At 63.4% G+C, this 16,074-nt stretch carries 12 protein-coding genes; 7 read left to right on the top strand and 5 right to left on the bottom strand.

All coding sequences use genetic code 11. The features are described from left to right. Window positions 1–91: 91 nt before the first annotated feature. The 3 genes from PAN31117_RS17720 to PAN31117_RS17730 all read right to left on the bottom strand — a co-directional run bounded on the left by PAN31117_RS17720 (window position 92) and on the right by PAN31117_RS17730 (window position 6,340). On the bottom strand, window positions 92–3,193 hold the full coding sequence (locus PAN31117_RS17720) for an FAD-binding and (Fe-S)-binding domain-containing protein (RefSeq protein WP_370855768.1): 3,102 nt from the start codon (window positions 3,191–3,193) through the stop codon (window positions 92–94). Between the two features lie 178 nt (window positions 3,194–3,371). Further along, complete coding sequence (locus PAN31117_RS17725) at window positions 3,372–4,649, bottom strand: MFS transporter (RefSeq protein WP_150739366.1); 1,278 nt, start codon at window positions 4,647–4,649, stop codon at window positions 3,372–3,374. Between the two features lie 470 nt (window positions 4,650–5,119). Next, the gene (locus PAN31117_RS17730) at window positions 5,120–6,340 is read right to left on the bottom strand and encodes a pyridoxal-phosphate-dependent aminotransferase family protein (protein ID WP_150739367.1); all 1,221 of its coding nucleotides are present in this window, start codon (window positions 6,338–6,340) and stop codon (window positions 5,120–5,122) included. A 187-nt stretch (window positions 6,341–6,527) separates the two neighbouring features. Here PAN31117_RS17730 and PAN31117_RS17735 point away from each other — a divergent pair, with 187 nt between their 5' ends. After that, window positions 6,528–7,244, top strand: a complete 717-nt coding sequence (locus tag PAN31117_RS17735) for a GntR family transcriptional regulator (protein ID WP_039396830.1) — start codon at window positions 6,528–6,530, stop codon at window positions 7,242–7,244. Window positions 7,245–7,428: 184 nt separating this feature from the next. Here the strand turns inward: PAN31117_RS17735 and PAN31117_RS17740 are convergent, their stop codons facing one another. Together PAN31117_RS17740 and PAN31117_RS17745 are read right to left on the bottom strand one after the other, a co-directional pair. Continuing rightward, complete coding sequence (locus tag PAN31117_RS17740; protein WP_150739368.1) at window positions 7,429–8,085, bottom strand: flavodoxin family protein; 657 nt, start codon at window positions 8,083–8,085, stop codon at window positions 7,429–7,431. A 492-nt stretch (window positions 8,086–8,577) separates the two neighbouring features. Continuing rightward, window positions 8,578–9,429 carry an IclR family transcriptional regulator gene (locus PAN31117_RS17745; protein ID WP_150739369.1) on the bottom strand — a complete coding sequence of 284 codons (852 nt, stop codon included), beginning with the start codon at window positions 9,427–9,429 and terminating at the stop codon, window positions 8,578–8,580. Window positions 9,430–9,695: 266 nt separating this feature from the next. On the opposite strand from PAN31117_RS17745, the gene PAN31117_RS17750 reads away from it, so the two are divergent. The 6 genes from PAN31117_RS17750 to PAN31117_RS17775 all read left to right on the top strand — a co-directional run bounded on the left by PAN31117_RS17750 (window position 9,696) and on the right by PAN31117_RS17775 (window position 16,050). Beyond that, window positions 9,696–11,144: an NAD-dependent succinate-semialdehyde dehydrogenase gene (locus tag PAN31117_RS17750; RefSeq protein ID WP_150739370.1), complete on the top strand. Its 1,449-nt coding sequence runs from the start codon at window positions 9,696–9,698 to the stop codon at window positions 11,142–11,144. A gap of 134 nt (window positions 11,145–11,278) precedes the next feature. Next, on the top strand, window positions 11,279–12,571 hold the full coding sequence (locus tag PAN31117_RS17755) for an ABC transporter substrate-binding protein (RefSeq protein ID WP_084103494.1): 1,293 nt from the start codon (window positions 11,279–11,281) through the stop codon (window positions 12,569–12,571). A 160-nt stretch (window positions 12,572–12,731) separates the two neighbouring features. Further along, complete coding sequence (locus PAN31117_RS17760) at window positions 12,732–13,628, top strand: branched-chain amino acid ABC transporter permease (protein WP_150739371.1); 897 nt, start codon at window positions 12,732–12,734, stop codon at window positions 13,626–13,628. Beyond that, window positions 13,625–14,641, top strand: a complete 1,017-nt coding sequence (locus PAN31117_RS17765) for a branched-chain amino acid ABC transporter permease (protein ID WP_150739372.1) — start codon at window positions 13,625–13,627, stop codon at window positions 14,639–14,641. Before PAN31117_RS17760 ends, PAN31117_RS17765 begins: the two co-directional genes overlap by 4 nt. A gap of 10 nt (window positions 14,642–14,651) precedes the next feature. Next, window positions 14,652–15,416, top strand: coding sequence for an ABC transporter ATP-binding protein (locus tag PAN31117_RS17770; RefSeq protein WP_150739373.1), 765 nt, complete (start codon window positions 14,652–14,654; stop codon window positions 15,414–15,416). After that, window positions 15,409–16,050, top strand: coding sequence for a branched-chain amino acid ABC transporter ATP-binding protein (locus PAN31117_RS17775; RefSeq protein WP_150739374.1), 642 nt, complete (start codon window positions 15,409–15,411; stop codon window positions 16,048–16,050). Before PAN31117_RS17770 ends, PAN31117_RS17775 begins: the two co-directional genes overlap by 8 nt. Window positions 16,051–16,074: the final 24 nt, after the last annotated feature.

Raw genomic sequence — 16,074 nt, forward strand, 5'->3', positions numbered from 1 at the left:
ACAATCCTCAACCCATTGATAGGCGTTCGCAGAAAATGGTGGCACTCACTCAAGGCCACGCCGACACGTACGCTGTCGCACTGGCAGTCGCTTACGCCACGCCACCCGGCAACGCCCGCGCCAATACGCGCGCGACGTGCAACGCATCCGTCTGCGCCCCATCGTGAATCTGATGGCGGCAACTGGTGCCGTCGGCCACTACGATGGCGTTTTCGCTGCGCTGACGAATTGCAGGCAACAACGTCAATTCCGACATAGCGCGCGACGTGTCGTAATGCTCCGCCTCGTAACCGAAACTGCCCGCCATGCCGCAGCACGACGATTCGATCGATGATACCTTCAGCCCCGGCACCCAACCAAGGACCGCTGTGACGGGGGAGTAAGCGTCGAACGCCTTCTGATGGCAGTGCCCGTGCACGAGCGCCTCGCCCACGCCCTCCGGCAGCGCTTGCCAGGCCACATCCAGTCGCCCTGCTGCCTTCTCGCGAACCAGAAATTCCTCAAACAAAAACGCGCTGTCCGCCAACTTGCGGGCAGCATCGCCAAAGCCGTAGCCGAGTACTTCGTCGCGTAGCGAGAGCAGGCACGACGGCTCCAGCCCCACAATCGGCACCCCACGCTCGACGAACGGCATCACCGCGTCGAGCAGACGTCGGGCTTCCGCCTTCGCTTCGTCCACCAGACCGGCCGCGAGGAACGTCCGGCCGCAGCACAGCGGCCGCTCGCCAGCGCGCTGATTCACATGGACGGTGTAACCGGCCGCTTCGAGCACCAGCTTCGCCGCGCGGGCATTTTCCGGCTCCATGTAGTTGTTGAACGTGTCGACGAAGAGCAGCACCTGACGCGAATTCTGCGCATCGACGGGACGGCCCAGCGGCGTCTGACGCGCCAGGAACGAGCCAGTGAGCGCCGGCACCGAGCGTTCCAGCGCGAGCCCGAGCCAGCGCTTCGCCACGTTGCTGCCGGGCATTCGCTGCGCCGCATCCAGCAGCCCGCCCAGCCGGCTGGCCCACGGCGCGTAGCGCGGCAGATACGCGATCAGCTTGTCGCGCAACGACACGCCGTGGCGCTTCGCGCGCGCATGCCGCGCCTCAATCTTGAAGCGCGCCATATCGATACCCGTCGGACAATCGCGCTTGCAGCCCTTGCACGACACGCACAGATCGAGCGCCGCCTTCACCTCGTCGCTCGCCAGCCCTTCGTCGCCCAGTTGCCCGGAGACGGCCAGACGCAACGTATTTGCCCGTCCGCGCGTGACATGCTGCTCGTCGCGCGTCACGCGATAGCTCGGGCACATCGTGCCCGCGTCGAACTTGCGACAGTGGCCGTTGTTGTTGCACATCTCGACGGCGGACGCGAGGCCGTGCGTGGCGTCCGTCCCCGTGTCCGGCGCGGTCTGCTCGCCGGTCAGCGCATCGCGCTTCACGTTCCAGGCCGTCCAGTCGAGTGCAGGCGTAATCGGCTTTGCCGCATAGCCCGGTGCGAAACGGAACAGCTCGCGCGTGTCCATCTTCGGCGGGCGCACCATCTTGTCCGGATTGAAACGATTCTCCGGATCGAACAGATCCTTGATCTCGCCAAACGCCGCATTGATGCGCGGCCCGTACTGCCAGGCCACCCATTCGCCGCGACACAGCCCGTCGCCGTGCTCGCCCGAATAAGCGCCCTTGTATTCGCGCACGAGCGCCGCCGCTTCCTCGGCGATCTCGCGCATCTTCGTCGCGCCGTCGCGGCGCATGTCCAGAATCGGCCGCACGTGCAGCGTGCCCACACTCGCATGGGCGTACCACGTGCCTTCAGTCCCGTTGCGATGGAACACCTCGGTCAGACGCCGCGTGTACTCGGCCAGATGCTCCAGCGGCACCGCGCAGTCTTCGATGAACGACACGGGCTTACCGTCGCCCTTCATGCTCATCATGATGTTCAGGCCTGCCTTGCGCACTTCCCAGAGCGCCTTTTGCGGTCCGGCGTCCGGCATCTTCACAACGCTGTCGGGCAAGCCGAGATCGCCCATCAGCGTGGCGAGATCGTCGAGCTTTGCGCGCAGTGCGGCGGGATCATCGCCCGCGAATTCGACCAGCAGAATCGCCTGCGGATCGCCCGTGAGCGCCTTCTCGATGACGGGACGAAACGCGGCGTTGTCCATCGCCAGATCGATCATCGTGCGATCGACCAGCTCCACCGCCACCGGCCCCAGCTTCACGATGTGCTGCGTGAGGTCCATCGCCTGATAGAACGTGGGGAAGTTCACCACGCCGAGCGTCTTGTGGGCAGGCAGCGGCGCGAGCCTGAGCGTGATCTGGCGACTGTACGCAAGCGTGCCCTCAGAGCCCACCAGCAGATGCGCGAGGTTGGCCACGCCGTCGTCGGTGTACGCGCGTGGGTTCAGGCAATCGAATAAGTCGAGGTTGTAGCCCGCCACACGGCGCAGCACGCGCGGCACGCGCTCGCGCATCTCCGCCTGTTCGCGCATCGCGATGTCGTGAACGCTCGCGAGGATCGCCTTCGTACGCGCGTCCGTGGGCGGTGTGTGCAGCGAGCCGAAGTGCAGTTGCGCGCCGTCGGCCAGCACGGCGTCGATGGACAGCACGTTGTGCACCATGTTGCCGTATTCGATGGAGCGCGAACCGCACGAGTTGTTGCCCGCCATGCCGCCGATGGTGCATTGCGCGGCGGTGGAGACGTCCACCGGAAACCACAGCCCGTGCGGCTTGAGCCACGCGTTCAGATGATCGAGCACGATGCCCGGCTCGACGGTCACGGTGCGCGCCTCGGCGTCGAAGTCGATCACACGGTTCAACCACTTGCTGTTGTCGATGACGAGCGCTTCGCCAATGGTCTGTCCGCACTGGCTCGTGCCCGCACCGCGCGCGAGCACCGGTACCTTCTGGTCGCGTGCGATATCGAGCGCGCGAATCAGGTCTTCCTGATCGCGCGGCACCACCACACCGATGGGGAAAATCTGATAGATCGACGCATCCGTCGCATAGCGCCCACGACTGGCGCGATCGAACAGCACGTCGCCGCGCAGTTCGCGGCGCAGGCGGTCTTGCAACGGCGTGAGCGCCACCCCGCCGCGCTGCATCGGCATCAGATGCACGGGCTGGCTGATGGGCGTTAGCGGAGTCAGTGGCGTCGGAGAAGTCGGAGGGGTGTCGTGAGGCGTCGCGCGGGCGTTAGATTGGGAATTCATGACGTTGCTGGCGTTGAGCTGGCCGTACCGAAGAAGATGCACAAGGCATCGGGGACGGGCCTGCCGCGAGCGGACACGAGACCCGTCCGGCAGGTGTTCTGCGGGAGATGTCGCTTGTCTTCCGGATCGTGCGGACGCTCACCGCGCCCGCATCGATCAGGCAGACGTCAAATGCACGTCAGGCAGGCTGACGAGCGTTGCTTGCGTTAGCGGCATCACCGGCAAGCGAGAACTTGCTCTCGGGTTGCATGCGGAAGGCCAGCACTACACCGACGGCCATCAGAATCATGCTGCCCACGAACGGCAGTTCCCAATTCCCCGTGCGGTCGATGAGATAACCCGAGAGCACCGGCGAGATAATCGCCGCGAGTGCCGAACCGGTATTCATCATGCCGCTGGCCGTGCCCGAGTATTCCGGCGCGACGTCCATCGGGATCGCCCACATCGGGCCAATCGTCATTTCGGCGAAGAAGAAGCCCGCCGCCAGACACGCCATCGACACGTACAGATGGTGCGTGAACATCATCGGCACAAGCGAGATCAGCGTAAGCAGCATGCACACCGAAACCATCCAGCTGCGGGCGCGCTTCAGGTTGCCGGTGCGCTCGTAGAGCTTGTCGGTGACGATCCCGCCGAGCGTATCGCCGATCACACCGGCAAAGAACACGCTCGAAGCGAACAGCGCCGACTTCTTCAGATCGAGGTCGTAGCTGTGCAGGAAGTACTGCGGAATCCATGACAGGAAAAGCCAGAGCGTCCAGCCGTAGCAGAAGTACACGACCGTGACCGGCATCATGCGCTTGAACAGCGGCCCCCACGGCACGGAACCGCTCTTGGCCTTGAGCGCGGGCAACACGGCCAGCTCTTCGGTCGTGATGCGCGGATGGTCCTGCGGACGTTCCGTGAACGTGAACGCCCAGAGCCCCACCCAGATCAGGCTCACGATCCCGCACAGATAGAACGATTCGCGCCAGCCGTGCGTGGCCATGATGAACACCACCACGGCCGGGGCCACGGCGTTACCGATACGCGAGGCTGCGTGCGTGATCCCCTGCGCGAAACCGCGCTTTTCCTTGGGAATCCAGCGCGACATGGCTGAGGTGGCCGCCGGGAACGTCGCCCCTTCGCCCAGACCCAGCAGCAAGCGGGCCAGCAGCAGCGTGACGAGGCCACCGGCCATACCGGTCAGGATCGTCGCTACCGCCCACAATGCGCCGCACACCAGCAACGTGCGCTTCGCACCGAAGCGATCGCTCACCCAACCGCCGATGATTTGGAAAACCAGATAGGGATAGGCAAATGCCGAGAAGACAAGACCGATTTCCGTCTTGCTGAGATTGAATTCCTTGCCGAAACCGGCTGCCGCCGTGCTGACGTTGACGCGATCGAGGTAGGTGATGAAATACATGACGCATAGCATCACCAGCACGACCCTTGTCGCCTTGAAAAGCTTCATTGCATGTCTCCTGAAACATCCTGTGAAGCGCGCCCGCAGCATGCTGGCAGCGCAAAGGTGTTGCTGCGTCACGAGCGCTTCTGTTGTGAGGCTCTGTGACGCGTGAATGACAATTAAAGCGTTTTACTTCAGGAGCGCCTGCGATCCTCCAAACATATCGCCGACGCTCCTCGTCTCCTAGTTAGGACTTAGGGTCTGTTTCCCCTAAATCCGGGCTCGCGAACGTGTTCTACCGGCTGGCTGGCAAGGCGCCCGCAGCGCCGCTTGGTCACTCCAAGCAAGCTGCGGGCAACGCCGCCAGACGGCCGGAAGGGCACGTTCCCTCCGGGTTGCCCACCCAAAGGGGCGATCGCGGCGTCATGATCCTCCCGAATATTCCCGATATTCGCTTCGGCTCAATCCTTGCGCTCGCCCCTTTGGCCGGGCAACGCGAGCCCGGATTTAGGGGAAACAGACCCTACAACGGCAGGTTACGCGGCGACCTTGAGCGACGGCGTGTCCTTGGCCTTCGCCAGATAGTCCATTGCAGCGACAACACCCGAGCCAGCCAGCTTCACGCCGGAGATTTGCAGGCCCATTTCGCAGCCCGAGAGCGTGGCCATGAGCGTCAGATCGTTGCAGTCGCCCAGATGGCCGATGCGGAACATCGTGCCGCGGATCTTGCCGAGCGCCTGACCGAGCGACATGTCGAAGCGTTCGTAAATGCGCTTGCGAACTTCGTCGGCGTCCACGCCTTGCGGCATGACCACACCAGTGAGCACCGGGCTGTACACCGCCGGGTCCTGACACTGGATCTCCAGCCCCCAGGCGTTGACGGCGCGACGCGTCGCCTCGGCCAGTCGCTGGTGACGGGCAAACACGTTGTCCAGCCCTTCCTCCAGAATCATGTCGAGCGCTTCGGACAAGCCGTACAGCAGGTTCGTGTTCGGCGTGTACGGCCAGTAGCCGTTCTTGTTCGCTTCGATGATTTCCTGCCAGCCCCAGAAGGCGCGCGGCAGTTTCGCCTGCTTACCGGCTTCCAGCGCCTTGGGCGAGACGGCATTGAAGCTGATGCCCGGCGGCAGCATCAGACCCTTTTGCGAGCCCGAGACGGTGACGTCGACACCCCATTCGTCATGGCGATAGTCGGCCGAACCGAGGCCCGAGATCGTGTCGACGAGCAGCAGCGCCGGGTGCTTGGCCGCATCGATGGCGCGACGCACGGCCGCAATATCGGAGGTCACACCGGTGGACGTTTCGTTGTGCACCACGCACACGGCCTTGATGGCGTGGCCGGTGTCTTCGCGCAGACGCGCTTCGATCATGTCCGGCTGCACGCCACGACGCCAGCCTTCAGTGCCCGGCAGGCCAATGAACTCCGGCTTGAGGCCGAGGTTTTCGGCCATCTTCTTCCACAGCGTGGAGAAGTGTCCGGTCTCGAACATGAGCACATGTTCGCCCGGCGAGAGCGTGTTCGTCAGCGCGGCTTCCCACGCACCGGTGCCCGAAGCCGGATAGATCACCACCGGCTGTTCGGTCTTGAAAATCTTCTTGATGTCGGCGAGCACCTTGCGACCGAGCGCACCGAATTCGGGGCCGCGATGGTCGATCGTCGGATAGCTCATGGCGCGCAGAATGCGATCGGGCACCGGGCTCGGGCCAGGGATCTGCAGGAAATGGCGACCCGAGGGATGGAAATCGAGCTTCAACATGAACGTCTATCTCCTCTTGAAAAATTCGTTTTTGAATTTTGCATTCAAAATACTTTAGCAGAGCGGATGACTTTCGCAAGGGGTGAGAAGCGCTTTTAATACAGTCGTTTACCCTAGAGATACGGACGCCTGATACCGTGCGTTACAATCGCGACCATGACGCCTGATGCCGATTTGATGATTTTGAATGCAAAAAATGGATAATACGTCGACGATTGCCGCCCCCGAAATCCCGCGTGTCGAGCGCCTTCGATTGCACGACACCGTCGTCGAGCATCTGCGCCGCCTCATCATCGAGGGGGTGCTCTCCCCAGGGGTCAAGCTCAACGAACGCGAGTTGTGCGAGACGCTGGGCATCTCGCGCACGCCGCTGCGCGAAGCGTTCAAGGTGCTGGCGGCCGAAGGGCTTATCGAGATCGCACCGAATCGCGGCGCGAGCGTCGCGCGCATGACAGAGAAGGAAATCCGCGAGATGTTCGAGCTCATGAGTGCGCTTGAAGCATTCTCGGGGGAGTTGGCGGCCGAGCGTATGACAGCCGTCGAACTGGCCGAGATCAAGGCATTGCATTACGCCATGCTCGCATGCCGCGCGCAGCAAGACCTGCCGGGCTACTACGCGCGTAATCAGGCAATTCACGATCGCATCAACGAAGCGGCGCGCAACGGCGCGTTGCGTCAGACTTATGTGGCCATCAACCGTCGACTGATGGCGCTGCGCTTTCGCTCGAACTTCCATTCGGACAAGTGGGATCGCGCCATCCACGAGCATGAGCAGATGATCGACGCGCTGGAGCAACGCGATGGCAAACGGCTCGGTGAGATTCTGCGCAAGCACTTGCTGGCCAAGCGCGACGCCGTCCTGCAAATTCACGCCGAACCGGCAAGCGACGCCCCGAGCAACTGAGGCGCTGCATCTCACCAACACCACGCCAAACGACAAACGGCACGTGAGTGCATTCACTCAACGTGCCGTTTGCTTTGCGACTGACTTTGTCGCGACCTTCTCTGCTGCGGCTTTCTACGACGACCTTTGCCGCGCAATGCTTCGCTTCGCGCCGGACTCACCGGCACATCACCGCTGTACGACTTTACAGCCGACGCTCTGCTGCTTCCAGCGCACGACGCGCCAGAACTGCCGGTGACTCCAGCACTTCTCCCGCAAGACGCGCGACGAGCGAGGCCACATTACGACCGTACTGCTTGCCAGCGATGACATCGGCCGGATCGAGCGCATAGGCCGCGTCGACTTCGACGCCTGGGGTCGTGACCGCAGGGAAATCACCAGCGAAGCGCGTGATCATCGATCCTGCCGAGCCGCGCATCTCGAAGTCGGCGTCGTCGGCTTGCGCATCGGCCCACACCATGCCGTGCTGTGCGGCCAGCGCGGCAAAGTAATCGAGCGTGTTGCGCTTGTCCTCGCCGGAGCGGCAACTGAACGAGAATCCGCCCGCGACCTTGTTGCGCCAGCTGCGCGCGCGCCACATGCCCGTGGTCGCGTCGGCGAAAGCCTTGAATGCGGCGGCAACGCCACCCTGAAATGCCGGTGCACCGAAGATGATGGCGTCGGCCGCAGCCAGACGCGACATCATGACTTCGTCGTGCCATTGATTGCCGATAAGCTGATGCGGCTCGATGCTGAACAGTTGTGCGTGTGCGCCCGCGTCATTCACACCCTGGGCGACCGAATGAGCAATCATGGCGGTTGCGCCGCCCTGCGAATAATAGACGATTGCGATATTGGACATGGCCTAGTGCTTCCCTATTGGATGTCCGCCCCATGGCACCGCCGGGATCGCGCTTCCCTACGCTTCCTCTGGCTGTCTGGACATCAGTCAAGGCCAGATAATGCCAGTGATAACCCCTAGGGAATAGCCCGCATTCGTGGACATGACTGTTCCGCTAAAGATAACAATCGAACGAATGCAGGACGCTGTCACTTCGCGAGCGCGAAACTGACAGGAAAATGACGTGGCGCTGACAGTGCGCCACCATGCGCGCCACCGGCCGGAAAGCCCCTCGCAGCAAGGCGCGACAGGGCGGTGGGCGGCGTCGCCCCGTCAGGCTGAGCCGAATGCTCATGGCCCCACCGATGGCAGGGGTAATTATAGGAAGATTCGAGGCGGCCGACGGTGCAGGGTACGCCGGCAGACGGCAAACAGTTCCCGCAAACCGCGTGAGTTCGACTCAACGACGCACGAATATTCCGTGCGCGTTTTTTCTTTGTCGACGATGCGGGTTCAGCGTCGCGACAGTGCCCCGGCGGGTGCCCCAAGTCGCACCGACAACTGATCGGCCAGTTCGCGCATCTGGCGACCGATGCGTTGTCCGGTCTGCGCATCGATCTCATTCGTCAGGAAACTCACCGCCAACCCGGCGACCGCGCGCTCACCGCTCGCGTCGAACACCGGCGCGCCGAAGCAGATCATGCCTTCGCGCATCTGCCCGTTGTCGATCGAATAGCCGTCACGACGCACCTGCGCCATCTCTTCGGCCAATGCGGGATAGGTCCCGACGCTCGCACGCGTGAGCGGTGCGGGCCATGCACCCGCCAGCAGATCGGCCGCCTCGCCCGGCGGCAATGTCGAGAGCATGGCTTTGCCAGTCGCCGTATAGGGCGCAGGCAAGCGCATGCCGATGCGGAACGTCACGCCCAGCGGACGGTTGCCGTTGTGGCACGCGAGATAGATCACTTCCGCGCCATCGAGCACGGAGAGCGTCACGGTTTCTTCCGAGAACGCACGCGACGCCTCCCAGACCGCCCGGAACTCCTCGGTAATGTTGGTCTGCGAAAGAAACGCATTCGCCCATCCCATCACATACGACCCCATCGTCATGCCGCCGTTGGCATGACGCTTCACAAGACGCAGCTTGACCAGCGTGTCGCAAAGCCCGTGCAGCGTGCTCTTCGGCACGCCCGTCTCGCGCGCAAGATCGGCCAGCGTCACCGGTTCGGACGCCGCAGCAATCACATCGAGGACATGCACAGCCCGCACCACGGCAGGCGCTGTGGTCTTGAGCGGTTCGTCGGGATGGGCGGCGGCGTTCGTCGCAGAAGCGTTGGCAGGCAGATCGAGTTTGCGCTTTGGCATGAATCGGGGATCTCGGGAATCTCAGGAAACGGCGTCGATTTAGTCGGAATGGATCGGGGGACGGGCCGGGTGACGAGCGACACGCCGCCAGCATGGTACGGGCAAGTCATTCTCATTCTGGCCTAGGGAAAACCCCTTAGTTGCACCCAAAACGTTCAATACGTAGAATCACATTCAATACATAGAATACCGTTCAATAGATAGAACGGCAAGCAACAACCCGAGACACTGCCCATAGGAAACGCCGGCCCGCCCGGCCTACTGCCATGCAACTCAAAGACACCCATCTTTTCAAGACCCTTGCGTGGGTCGACGGTCAATGGATCGCGGCCGACAGCGGCAAGACGTTCGACGTGCTCGACCCCGCGACCGGCGAAGTGCTGGCCAAAGTGCCGGAACTCGGCGCAGAGGAAACCACGCGCGCCGTGAGCGCCGCCGAGGCCGCCCAGAAGGCGTGGGCCGCCCGCACCGGCAAGGAGCGCGCCAACGTGCTGCGCCGCTGGTTCGATCTGATGATCGCAAACACCGACGACCTCGCGTACCTGATGACGCGCGAACAAGGCAAGCCGCTGGCCGAAGCCCGCGGCGAGATCGCCTACGCAGCAAGCTTCATCGAATGGTTCGCGGAAGAGGCCAAGCGTGTGGACGGCGACGTGCTCGCCACGCCCGCCGCCGACAAGCGTCTGGTCACCATCAAGCAACCGGTCGGTGTTTGTGCCGCCATCACGCCGTGGAACTTCCCGGCCGCGATGATCACACGCAAGGTCGCGCCAGCACTGGCGGCCGGCTGCGCCATCGTGGTCAAGCCGTCCGAACTTACCCCGCTGTCTGCCTTCGCACTGGCCGAGCTGGCACATCGCGCGGGCATTCCCGGCGGCGTGTTCCAGGTCGTCACGGGCGACGCCCGCGCTGTGGGCGGCGTGCTGACGTCGCACCCGAGCGTGCGCAAGCTGTCGTTCACCGGCTCGACCGGCGTGGGCCGCCTGCTGATGGCGCAGTGCGCCCCCACGGTCAAGCGCCTGTCGCTGGAGCTGGGCGGCAACGCGCCGTTCATCGTGTTCGACGATGCCGACATCGACGCTGCCGTCGAAGGCGCACTCGCCGCGAAGTACCGCAATGGCGGTCAGACGTGCGTCTGCGCGAATCGCTTCTACATTCAGGATGGCGTCTACGACACGTTCGCCGAGAAGTTCGCCAAGCGCGTCGCGGAAATGAAGGTCGGCAACGGTCTGGAAGACGGCGTTGTCATTGGCCCACTGATCGAAGGTAAGGCAGTGGACAAAGTCGTGACACTGGTCGAAGACGCGAAGTCGCGAGGCGCACGCGTGCTCGTGGGCGGCGAAGCCCATGCACTGGGCGGCACCTACTACGCACCGACCGTGATCGCCGACGCCACGTCGCAAATGCGCATGGCCCGCGAAGAAATCTTCGGCCCGGTCGCCCCGCTCTTCCGCTTCACGCGCGACGCCGACGCCATCGCACTCGCGAACGACACCGAGTTCGGCCTCGCCGCCTATCTGTATACGCGCGACATCGCACGTGCCTGGCGCACGTCCGAAGCGCTCGAATACGGCATGGTCGGCCTGAACACCGGCCTGATCTCCAACGAGGTCGCGCCGTTCGGCGGCATCAAGCAATCGGGCGTGGGCCGCGAAGGCTCGCGCTACGGCATCGAGGAATACCTCGAAATGAAGTACCTGTGCCTGCAAGTGTGAGGTAGGCGGCCTGCCCGGCAAACCCCAGGCAGGCCCGGGCACCGCACCGGGGCATCAGACTCCGCACGTTCATAAATCGACATACATCGACCTCCATCGACGTACGCGTCGCAACACCACCAAAGGAAACCAGTATGAAGCGCGTTATCCAGCGCGGCATGAAGCCGCTCGCTCTCGCACTTGCGGCCGGCGCCGCGATCGCCTCGGTTGCCACCACGGCACACGCCGATGCCAAGCCGATCAAGATCGGCATCGTGACGTTCATGTCGGGGGCTGCCGCCGGTCCCTTCGGCGTGCCGGCCAAGAACGCCGCCGAAGTCACCGCTGCCGAGCTTAACGCTGGCAAGGTGCCTGCCCCATATGCCACGAAGGGCTTCGGCGGTGCGCCGATCGAACTCGTCTACATCGACGAAGCGGGCAGCACGAGCAAGCAGGTCAGTGAGTACCGCAACCTGTTGAACCAAGGCGTCGACTATGTCGTCGGCTACACCTCGTCGGGCAACTGCCTGGCCATCGCACCGGTGGCCGAAGAAATGAAGAAGGTCACGCTGTTCTTCGATTGCGGCACACCGCGCGTGTTCGAAGACGCGAGCTTCAAGTACGTCTTCCGCCCGGTGGCCACCGCCACGATGGACAACGTGGGCGCCGCCCGCTATGTCGCAGAGCGCAAGCCGGATCTGCAAACGTACGCTGGCATCAACCAGAACTACGCCTGGGGTCAGGACGCCTGGGCCGACTTCGAAGGCACGCTCAAGTCGCTCAAGCCGAATGCCAAGTCGGTCAGCTCGCAAATGCCGCAACTGGGCGCAGGTCAGTACAACGCTGGCATTTCGAGCCTGCTCGCGGCGCACCCCGACGTGCTGCATTCGAGCTTCTGGGGCGGTGACCTCGAAGGTCTCGTCGTGCAGGCGGGTCCGCGCGACCTGTTCAAGAAGTCGCTCACGGTGCTGACCGCCGGTGAGACGGCCACGCACGGCAAGACGCGTCTGCCGGACGGGGTGATCATCGGCGCACGTGGCATGTACGGCATGTTCGCGCCAGATAACGCGCTGAACCGCTGGCTGCGCACCGCCTACAGCGCCAAGTTCAACGACACGCCGAGCTACCCGTCGTACAAGATGAACCAGAGCATCCTTGCGCTCAAGGCCGCTTACGAGAAGGCACAAGCCGCGAACGGCGGCAAGCAGCCCACGCCCGAACAGGTCATCGCTTCGTTCGAGCACCTCGCCTTCGAAGCACCCGCAGGGAAGATCGGTCTGACGCTGGGCAAGGGCCACCAGGCCGCGCAAGGCACGGCATTCGGCATCGTGAAGAACGTGAACGGCAAGGTCACGGTGACGGACGTGAAGCAGTACTCGATCGCCGAAGTCACGCCGCCGGAAGGCGTGAAGTCGGCCGACTGGATCAAGGGCGGCCTGAAGCACTAAGCCATCCCCCGGCAGATCCTTTCACGTAACACTTAAGCATCAAGTTCGGGAGGACGGGCAAGTCTCGCCCTCTCGTCCCCCTTGCAATAAAGCGGTACCCGCAAGGCCGGTGTCGTGGCGACTGACTGCGCCCGGCCTTGCGCTCCAAGGAGAATGCGAGATGTCGCAGATCTACGCCGTCCTGGTGGACGGGGTGATGTACGCCGCGTGGCTGTTCCTGGTTGCTCTGGGACTGACCCTCGTCTACGGCGTGCTCAAAATCTTGAACATGGCGCACGGCAGCCTGTACGCGCTGGGCGCGTATGCTGGCGTGACGCTGATCGGCCCGTGGGTTGCCCAGGGTGGCAATCTTTACGTGAGCTATCTATTGCTCGTGCTGGCGGCCATCGTCGCGGGCGGAGCCATCGGCTTCATCATGGAGCGCGGCATTCTGAAGCGCTTCTACGGGCAAGACCCCGTGGTGCTGCTGCTCGTCACCTATGCGCTCTTCCTCATCATGGAAGACGCCATCAAGCTCGTCTGGGGTGTCGATCCGTACTCGGTCTCGGAACCGTACAGCTTCCTCGGTAACTTCGACCTCGGTGATCTCTCGTACCCGAACTACAACTTCCTGATCGTGGGCGTGGCGCTCATCGCGGGCATCGGCCTCACGGCGTTCCTGAAGTTCACCCGCAGCGGCCGTTTGCTGCGCGCGGTGATTCACGACCGCGAAGTCAGTCAGGCGATGGGCATTCGCGTGAGCCGTTATTTCGTGGTGACGTTCATGGCAGGCGCAGTGCTCGCAGCCATCGGTGGCGCACTCACCGCACCGACCGTGTCGGTCGCGCCCGGCATGGGCGTGGAAATCGTGGTGCTCACGTTCGCCGTGGTCGTGATCGGCGGACTGGGGTCGCTGCCCGGCGCAGCGTTCGGTGCGTTGCTCGTGGGTCTGGTGCGCGCGAGTGCCGTGCATTACTGGCCGCAAGGCGAGCTGTTCTCCATCTACATCGTCATGGCGCTGGTGCTGGCTGTGCGTCCGAAAGGCATCTTCGCTCCGCTGGAGGCTCGCAAGATATGAGTTCCGCAATCTGTTCCCAACTGCGCGCGCCCGGCACGTGGCTCGCGGTGGTCGGTTTCGTCGTCATCGGCGCAGCAGGTCTCGCCCTGCCCCAATGGCAATTTCTGGTGTCGGTGGCGTTGTCGAAGGGCATCGTCGCGCTGGGTCTGGCGCTGTTGCTGCGCACGGGGCTCGCGTCGTTCGGTCAGGCGTTGTTCTTCGCGGTCGGCGCGTATTGCGTGGGTCTCGGCATGAACTACTACGGCCTGACGGAGCTGTTCGCGCTGCTCGCCGTGTCGATGATCGTGTCGGCCGTGCTGGCCTTCGTGCTCGGCTTTTTGCTGGCGCGCTATCGCGACATCTTCTTCGCGATGCTCACGCTGGCGTTGTCGATGATCTGCTACGGCCTGCTGCTCAATAACGTCGAACTCGGCGGCAGCGACGGCTTTAACGTGAACGCTCCCACCCTCGGCAGCAGTGCTGAGCCGTGGCAACTCACGGGCACGAACCTGTTTGCGGTGGGCTTCATCGCCGCCATCGTGTGCGTGATGGGCGTGGCCGTGTACATGCGCTCCACGCCGGGACATCTCGGCCCCGCGATCAAAGACAACGAGATCCGCGTGGAGTATCTGGGCACTTCCGCCCGCCGCAACATTCATCTGACGTACGTGATCGCAGGTGCGCTCGCGGGTCTGGGCGGCGCGTTGCAAGCGTTCAACATCGGTCACATCGATCCGGACATGGCGTTCTGGACGACCTCGGGCGAGTTCGTCTTCATCGCCGTGCTCTCGGGCACCCGCTTCGCCTTCTCGCCGTTCATCGGTGCGCTGCTGCTCGAAGTGGCGCGCGCGATGGCGTATCGCTACGCACCGAACACGTGGCAAATCGTGATGGGCGCGATCATGCTCGCAATCATCGCCTTCCTGCCGGGCGGTCTCACGAGTCTGGGTCTGGGACGTCGCAAGGCGACAGTTGCACATCCCGTCACGCAGTCGGCGACCGCGAAAGTCAACGCTTCGGCCGACGCAGCATAAGAGGCACGAGATGGCATCGACACACATCATTGAGGCCTCCGGCCTGCACAAAACCTTCGGGAGCGTTACGCCCGCGAAGGACATCACCGTCAACATCGACGCACAGAGCGTGGTCGGTCTGATCGGCACGAACGGCGCGGGCAAGACGACATTCGTGAACATGCTCACGGGCTACATCAAGCCGGATCGCGGCGAGATCATGTTCCGTGGCAAGCGCATCACGGGCCTGGCACCGCGCAAGATCACACGTCTGGGCATTGCGCGTTCGTTCCAGATTCCGCAGTTGTTCGGCTCACAGACTGCGCGCGAGAACATCGAGATTGCGCTGGCGATTTCGGGTTTGTCGGCGGATCTGGCAAACGAGAGTCTGGCGCGTCTGGGCGTGCTGGAGTTTGCCGACATGATCTCCGGGACTCTGCCGGAAGGCGTGCGCAAGCTGCTCGATATCGCGCTCGCGATGGTCTGCAAACCGGAGGTCCTGCTGCTCGACGAGCCGACCTCGGGCGTTGCAGCGGAAGAGAAATTCGACGTGATGAATCGCGTGCTGGATGCCGCGCGTGCGCTGGGCATTACGGTGCTGTTCGTGGAGCACGACATGGAAATCGTGCGCCGCTACAGCGACCGCGTGCTGGCGTTCTGCGACGGTCGCATTCTGGCGGACGGCACACCGGACGTGGTACTGGCCGACCCGCAGGTGCGCGAGTTGATCATTGGCGAGACGGTGGCCGCAGCGCCGGCGTCGGGAAATATGGCTGGCGAGGTAGCCCATGCTTGAAGTCGGAAATCTGAATGTGCGCTTCGGCGCGACGGACATTCTTCGGGGCGTGCAATTCTCGGTGCCCAAGGGCGCCATCGTCGGGCTGATCGGACGCAACGGCGCGGGCAAGACAACGACGCTGCGTGCCATCATGGGCCTCGTGAAGGCGAACGGCGGCACGTTGACGTTCGATGGCGTGGATCTGGTCAAAGCCCCCTCGCACGAACGCACGTCGCTGGGCATCGGCTACGCGCCGGAAGATCGTCGTCTGATCCCGGACATGACGGTGGAAGAAAATCTTTGCGTGCCCGCGTGGGCACTCAAGGCGAAGGACGTGCAGGCGCGTCTGGACAAGGTCTACCGCATCATTCCGGAAGCCCGCGAGTGGGCGCCGCGCCGTGCCTTGCAATTGTCGGGGGGCCAGCAGAAACTGGTGGCCGTCGGTCGCGCGCTGATGACGAGTTCGCGCCTGCTGATGCTCGACGAACCGTTCGAAGGCGTGGCTCCGGCACTCTCGAAGCGCATCGCCGAAGTGATTGGCCAGATGCGCAGCGAAGGCCTCGCCGTCATTCTCTCGGGTGCGGATTTGCAGCACGCCGGTGCAGTGCTCGATAACGTCTACCGGATCGATCGCGGCCAGATGGTCGCGTGAGTTTCATCAAGTCTTCATAGGAAA

The organism is Pandoraea anapnoica (assembly GCF_902459765.1).
In the GTDB taxonomy this organism is placed as follows: Bacteria; Pseudomonadota; Gammaproteobacteria; order Burkholderiales; family Burkholderiaceae; genus Pandoraea; species Pandoraea anapnoica.

Coding starts and splice junctions, on each gene's coding strand:
- PAN31117_RS17720 (WP_370855768.1), bottom strand. CDS start 3,193: ATGAATTCCCAATCTAACGCCCGCGCGACGCCTCACGACACCCCTCCG.
- PAN31117_RS17725 (WP_150739366.1), bottom strand. CDS start 4,649: ATGAAGCTTTTCAAGGCGACAAGGGTCGTGCTGGTGATGCTATGCGTC.
- PAN31117_RS17730 (WP_150739367.1), bottom strand. CDS start 6,340: ATGTTGAAGCTCGATTTCCATCCCTCGGGTCGCCATTTCCTGCAGATC.
- PAN31117_RS17735 (WP_039396830.1), top strand. CDS start 6,528: ATGCAAAAAATGGATAATACGTCGACGATTGCCGCCCCCGAAATCCCG.
- PAN31117_RS17740 (WP_150739368.1), bottom strand. CDS start 8,085: ATGTCCAATATCGCAATCGTCTATTATTCGCAGGGCGGCGCAACCGCC.
- PAN31117_RS17745 (WP_150739369.1), bottom strand. CDS start 9,429: ATGCCAAAGCGCAAACTCGATCTGCCTGCCAACGCTTCTGCGACGAAC.
- PAN31117_RS17750 (WP_150739370.1), top strand. CDS start 9,696: ATGCAACTCAAAGACACCCATCTTTTCAAGACCCTTGCGTGGGTCGAC.
- PAN31117_RS17755 (WP_084103494.1), top strand. CDS start 11,279: ATGAAGCGCGTTATCCAGCGCGGCATGAAGCCGCTCGCTCTCGCACTT.
- PAN31117_RS17760 (WP_150739371.1), top strand. CDS start 12,732: ATGTCGCAGATCTACGCCGTCCTGGTGGACGGGGTGATGTACGCCGCG.
- PAN31117_RS17765 (WP_150739372.1), top strand. CDS start 13,625: ATGAGTTCCGCAATCTGTTCCCAACTGCGCGCGCCCGGCACGTGGCTC.
- PAN31117_RS17770 (WP_150739373.1), top strand. CDS start 14,652: ATGGCATCGACACACATCATTGAGGCCTCCGGCCTGCACAAAACCTTC.
- PAN31117_RS17775 (WP_150739374.1), top strand. CDS start 15,409: ATGCTTGAAGTCGGAAATCTGAATGTGCGCTTCGGCGCGACGGACATT.